Here is a 1,616-nt window from a genome sequence, read left to right on the forward strand (position 1 = left end):
CCTGAGACCCCCGAGGCCGAGACGGCCCCGTCGGCGCCCGACGGGGCCACTGCCCCCGAGCCGCCGAGCCCAACGAGCAAGGACAAGACCATGGCGAGCAGCACCTCGAGCGATCAGATCACGGTCAGCCGCGACGAGTACCTCCGCCAGTACCGCTTCGGGCTGGCGCTGCAGACCTGCACGACCCCCTTCCTGATGACCGACGCGGAGGGGCGGATCAGCTACGTCAACGACCCCATGCGGACGCTGCTCGAGCGCCGCGAGGCGCAGCTCGCCGCGGCCATCCCCGGCTTCTCCGCCCGCGATCTCGAGGGTCGGCTGCTGCTCGAGCTCTTCCCCCCCATGCGCCACCTCGCCGGGCGCATGGAGCGCGTCCGCGCGGACGCCCTCCACGAGCAGCTCGAGATCGGGGACCTGCACTTCAACGTCTACATCACCGGCGAGGACAGCGACCACGGGGCGTTCCTCGGCAACACCCTCGAGTGGTTCGACGTCACCGAGCAGGTGGAGCGCCAGCGCAACGAGGAGAAGGCGCAGCAGGACGTCCAGGAGCTCATCGGCCGGATCCGCAAGGGGGAGCTGAGCGAGCGGGTGGAGACGAGCCACATGTCCGAGGGCTTCATCCGCTCCTTCAGCGAGGATATCAACCAGATCCTCGACACGACCCAGGCCCCCCTGCAGGAGGTGGTCCGGGTCATGACCCAGGTCGCCCAGGGCAACCTGAGCGACCACATGACAGGGCAGTTCCAGGGGGACTTCGCCCAGCTCCAGGAGTCGATCAACTCCACCATCGACGTCCTGCGCCGGACGGTGGACCAGGTCCGCGAGTCCGCCCAGAACATCGACTCCGCCGCCTCGGAGATCGCCCAGGGCAACCAGGACCTCTCCCAGCGCACCGAGGAGCAGGCCAGCTCCCTCGAGGAGACCGCCTCGAGCATCGAGGAGCTGACCAGCACCGTGAAGCAGACGGCGGACAACGCCCAGGAGTCCGACCGGCTCGCCAAGACGGCCCAGGAGAAGGCCGAGCGCGGCAGCGAGATCTCCGAGCAGGTCGTCGAGGCGATGTCGGCGATCAAGCAGTCGAGCCGCGAGATCTCCGATATCATCACGGTCATCGACGAGATCGCCTTCCAGACCAACCTCCTCGCCCTCAACGCCGCCGTCGAGGCGGCCCGCGCCGGCGAGCACGGCCGCGGCTTCGGCGTCGTCGCCGCCGAGGTGCGCAAGCTCGCCCAGCGCAGCGCCTCGGCGGCCAAGGACATCAAGAACCTGATCAAGGACAGCAGCGAGAAGGTCGAGAACGGCACGCAGCTCGTCAGCGAGTCCAACAGCACCCTCCAGGAGATCCGCACCGCGGTGCAGACGGCCACCGACAAGATCGGCGAGATCGCCTCGGCGAGCGAGCAGCAGTCCGCCGGCATCGACGAGATCAACAAGGCGGTCAGCCAGCTCGACGAGGTCACCCAGCAGAACGCCTCGCTCGTCGAGGAGATGGCCTCGGCGGCGGAGTCGCTCGACGAGCAGTCCTCGAGCCTCGTCGACATGATGGCCTTCTTCGGCGGCGGGGGCGCCGGCCAGGGCGGCGGCTCCGCCGCCGAAGAAGGCCATCATGTCGA

1 protein-coding gene is annotated in these 1,616 nt (G+C 68.9%); it reads left to right on the forward strand.

The window, feature by feature from the left end:
• Positions 1–90: 90 nt before the first annotated feature.
• The coding region (locus CKO13_RS12050) for a methyl-accepting chemotaxis protein (RefSeq protein ID WP_242468035.1) at positions 91–1,616 on the forward strand (1,526 nt) is incomplete at its 3' end.

The organism is Halorhodospira neutriphila (assembly GCF_016584055.1).
GTDB lineage: Bacteria > Pseudomonadota > Gammaproteobacteria > Nitrococcales > Halorhodospiraceae > Halorhodospira > Halorhodospira neutriphila.